5 protein-coding genes and 1 pseudogene are annotated in these 3,952 nt (G+C 60.5%); all 6 read left to right on the forward strand.

The window, feature by feature from the left end:
* Positions 1–561, forward strand: a pseudogene (locus B3V69_RS06575) (beta-ketoacyl-ACP synthase II); the annotation flags it as partial.
* 46 nt (positions 562–607) lie between these two features.
* The gene (locus B3V69_RS06580) at positions 608–1,075 is read left to right on the forward strand and encodes a hypothetical protein (RefSeq protein WP_296444925.1); all 468 of its coding nucleotides are present in this window, start codon (positions 608–610) and stop codon (positions 1,073–1,075) included.
* Between the two features lie 4 nt (positions 1,076–1,079).
* Positions 1,080–1,727, forward strand: a complete 648-nt coding sequence (rpoE, locus tag B3V69_RS06585) for an RNA polymerase sigma factor RpoE (RefSeq protein WP_296444927.1) — start codon at positions 1,080–1,082, stop codon at positions 1,725–1,727.
* A gap of 24 nt (positions 1,728–1,751) precedes the next feature.
* Entirely contained in the window at positions 1,752–2,363 is a 612-nt protein-coding gene (locus B3V69_RS06590; protein ID WP_296444929.1) for a sigma-E factor negative regulatory protein, read from the forward strand.
* A 5-nt stretch (positions 2,364–2,368) separates the two neighbouring features.
* On the forward strand, positions 2,369–3,466 hold the full coding sequence (locus B3V69_RS06595; RefSeq protein ID WP_414707476.1) for a MucB/RseB C-terminal domain-containing protein: 1,098 nt from the start codon (positions 2,369–2,371) through the stop codon (positions 3,464–3,466).
* 40 nt (positions 3,467–3,506) lie between these two features.
* On the forward strand, positions 3,507–3,952 hold a 446-nt coding region (locus B3V69_RS06600; protein WP_296444954.1), incomplete at its 3' end, for a trypsin-like peptidase domain-containing protein.

The following is a 3,952-nucleotide window of genomic DNA, read 5'->3' on the forward strand; positions in this document are numbered from 1 at the left end:
GACCGCGATGGCTTTGTGTTGGGTGAAGGTGCGGGTGTGATGGTGCTTGAAGAGTACGAACACGCCAAGGCACGCGGCGCCAAGATTTACGCCGAGCTGGCAGGTTTTGGCATGAGCGCCGATGCCGGCCACATGACCGCCCCCAATATGGATGGCCCGCGCCGCGCCATGCTGAGCGCCATGCGCAACGCGGGCGTGAACGCCGATCAAATTGATTACCTGAACGCCCATGGCACTTCCACGCCGCTGGGGGACTTGAATGAAACCAATGCCATCAAGGCGGCCTTGGGCGATCATGCGAAGAAGACGGTGGTCAATTCCACCAAGTCCATGACCGGGCACTTGCTGGGTGGCGCTGGCGGCATCGAGTCGATCTTTACCGTGCTGGCGCTGTATCACCAGAAGAGCCCGCCCACCATCAATATTTTCAACCAGGATCCCGAGTGTGATCTCGACTACTGCGCCAATACCGCACGTGACATGAAAATTGAGGTGGCCTTGAAGAACAATTTCGGGTTTGGTGGCACCAACGGTTCGCTTGTTTTCAAGCGTGCACCCTAACTTTTCTCTGGCACGGATTCAAGCATCCACCCGCTTTGATTCCAGCATGCACAGCGCCCCAGCGGTCAGTTATCCGGTGGGGCGTTCGCGTTTTCAGGGCTGGCTGGTGGGGTTGACGGGCCTGGGTGGCGTGTTGACCGGAGGGTTTTGGCAGCAGGCAACGGATCTGGCCGGGTGGCGTCAATGGCTGTTCGCCCTGACCCTGCTGGGCACCTGCGCCATCGCGGCCCAGACCTGGCGCCGCTCCCCGCGGGGAATCTTGCACTGGGACGGGCAAGTCTGGCGCTGGACCGGGCTTGATGCGTCGGTCTGCGGGCGGGTGACGGTTCATCTTGATTTGCAGTTTTGGCTGGTGTTGAGCCTGCGCATGGATGCTGGCGCGCGGCTATGGCTTTGGCCGGAGCGAGCAGCTGACGTCGTGCTGTGGAATGCGTTGCGGCGGGCCGTCTTTTCTCGCGGCGGTAGTGGTCAAGCGCAGGATGCCGGCGTTGATGCGCTACAGGTACGCCGGTGACGTCATGACGGACGACTCAACGCAGCCCCCTGTGCCGCCAGTGCCCGGCGCCACCGACAGCGATGTGATGCTGGTGGAGCGGGCCGTGGCGGGCGATCAGGGCGCTTTTGAGCTGCTCGTCATCAAGTACCAGCGCCGGATCCAGCGGCTGATTGGTCGCATGGTGCGCGATGTGGATCTGGTGGAAGACATCGCCCAGGAGACGTTTATTCGCGCCTACCGGGCGCTGCACCAGTTTCGCGGCGACGCGCAGTTCTACACCTGGCTGTACCGTATCGCGGTGAATACGGCCAAGAAATTCTTGCTGGAACTCAAACGCGACCCCACCGTGTCGGAGAACGCCTTCAAATCAGATGACGACGGCGATGAAACTTCTTGGGCCGGAAGTGAACCAACAACGGATGAAACGCCGGAGTCGATGCTGGCTGCCAAGGAAATTGCGCTTGCTGTGAATGCCGCGCTGGACGCTTTGCCGGAAGATTTGCGTCAGGCACTGACCTTGCGCGAAATTGAAGGCATGAGTTATGAAGATATTTCGGAAGCGATGAATTGCCCGATTGGCACTGTTCGCTCCCGCATTTTCCGCGCTCGGGAAGCGATATCAGCCAAAGTGAAACCGATGCTGGAAAAGCAGACCAGCAAGCGCTGGTAAGACCTGGTGAAACTGGAAATGATGATGCAAGAAGCTGTGAAAAATCGTGAACTGATATCGGCCTTGGCCGACGGGCAATTGCGCGAGAAGGCGTTCGTCCGCACGGTCGAGTGGCTTGCTGATGATGAAGAGGCCCGGCTGACGTGGCATGCCTATCATGTGGTGGGCGATGTATTGCGCTCTGGCGACGCGATGGTCAGCGACCGCGATAGCGCTTTTGTGACGCGTTTGAAGCAATCGTTGCGGCAGGAGGCACCTCGCGCATCAAGCGTAAATGCTACTGATTTGATAGCTTTGAACGCAATAACTACGGGGGCTGGAGGCATAAAATTACCTGATACCAAAGCTGCCAATGACAGCCGTTTTCGCTGGAAGTTGCTGGCCGGCTTGGCGTCGCTGGCCGCTGTGTCGGTCATCGGCTGGCATACCGTGGGCGCTTGGGGCGATCAGCGCGGAGCGCCGCAGCTCGCACAGGTGTCGGTGCAGACCTTTGCCGAGGGCGAGCCACAGGTCATGATTCGCGATCCGCAGCTTGATGCGCTGCTGGCGGCGCACAAGCAGTTTGGCGGCACGTCGGCGCTTCAGATGCCGGCCGGTTTTCTCCGCAATGCCACGTTTGAAGGAGCAGCGCGTTGAGCCGGATGGAACCATCGGCCAGCCAGGCGCGAAGCAGAACGGGCGCCCGAACGGTAAGCGCCGCGCTGTTGGCGGGGCGCAAGGCCCTGATGGGCTGCGTAGCGGGGATACTGGTCATGACGCTCGCCTCGATGGCGGCGGCTCAAACCAAAGCCCCTGCGGTGACGCCTGCCGCCAAGGATGGCAAAGTCGCCGACCGCAGTGTCAGTGACTGGTTGATGCGCATGCACGAGGCATCGCGGCAACGGGCGTATGTCGGCACTTTTGTCGTCTCGGTGGGCGGCGCCATGTCCAGCGCGCGCATTTGGCATGTCTGTGATGGCGAGCAGCAGATGGAACGCGTCGAGTCCTTGACCGGTGCGCCCCGGTCCACGTTCCGGCGCAATGATCAGGTGATGACCTTTTTGCCGGAGAGCCGCGTGGTGGTGTCGGAGAGACGCGAGTCACTGGGGCTGTTCCCGAATTTACTGCAGTCCGGCGACTCTTCCATTGCACAGTTTTACCGTGCACGGGCGTCCGGCAGCGAGCGCGTTGCCGGTTTTGACGCAGACGTGGTGCAACTTCGGCCCGAAGATAATTTGCGCTTCGGTTACCGCGTCTGGACCGAGAAAAAAACCGGCCTGGTGATCAAGTTGCAGACGCTTGACGGGGAGGGGCGTGTGCTGGAGCAGGCGGCGTTCTCCGAGCTGCAACTGGACGTGCCGGTCAGCATGGCCAAGCTGACCCAGATGATGGGCAATACCGAGGGCTACCAGATCGAGAAGCCCGATATGCTGAAAACTGCGGCCGCCGCCGAGGGTTGGGTCTTGAAGAATTCAGTGCCCGGCTTCAAATCCATGAGCTGCTACAAGCGCTCGGTGGGTGCCGCGGCCGACGCTCGCCACGAAAATACATTGCAATGGATTTTTTCTGACGGGCTGGCGTCGGTATCGCTCTTTGTCGAGGCCTATGACGCCCGGCGCCATGGTCAGCCGGGCACCCGGGTCCTGGGAGCCACCCATACGCTCACGCGACGCATGGGGGACTGGTGGCTGACGGCAGTCGGTGAAGTGCCGCCGCAAACCCTGGTGGCCTTTGCGCAGGGTCTTGAGCGGACGAAGTGAAGCCCTTTATTTCAATTTGTTTTACAAAGAAAGGTCGATGATGATTCAAATCGATTGGAAGAAGTTAAACGCGTATACGTTGGTCGGAGCTTGTGTCCTGACCGCATCAGTCTCACTGGTACCCGTCACGTCCGCCGTGGCCCAGGTGCGCACACTGCCGGACTTCACGGATCTGGTGGAGCAGGTGGGTCCGTCGGTGGTGAATATCCGCACGCTTGAAAAAGTGACCGCCCGCTCCGGCCCTGGCGGCGGCGATGAGGAGCAAATGCTGGAGTTTTTCCGTCGCTTCGGGCTGCCGATTCCGAATATGCCACGCCAGGCCCCGCCTCAGAATCATCCTCAACTGCCAGAGGAAGAGCAACCGCACGGCGTCGGCTCGGGCTTCATTCTCTCGGCGGATGGTCTCATCATGACCAATGCCCACGTCGTGGACGGGGCTGACGAAGTGATGGTGACCCTCACCGACAAGCGCGAGTTCAAGGCCAA

The sequence above is a fragment of the Rhodoferax sp. UBA5149 genome (assembly GCF_002413825.1).
In the GTDB taxonomy this organism is placed as follows: domain Bacteria; phylum Pseudomonadota; class Gammaproteobacteria; order Burkholderiales; family Burkholderiaceae_C; genus Rhodoferax.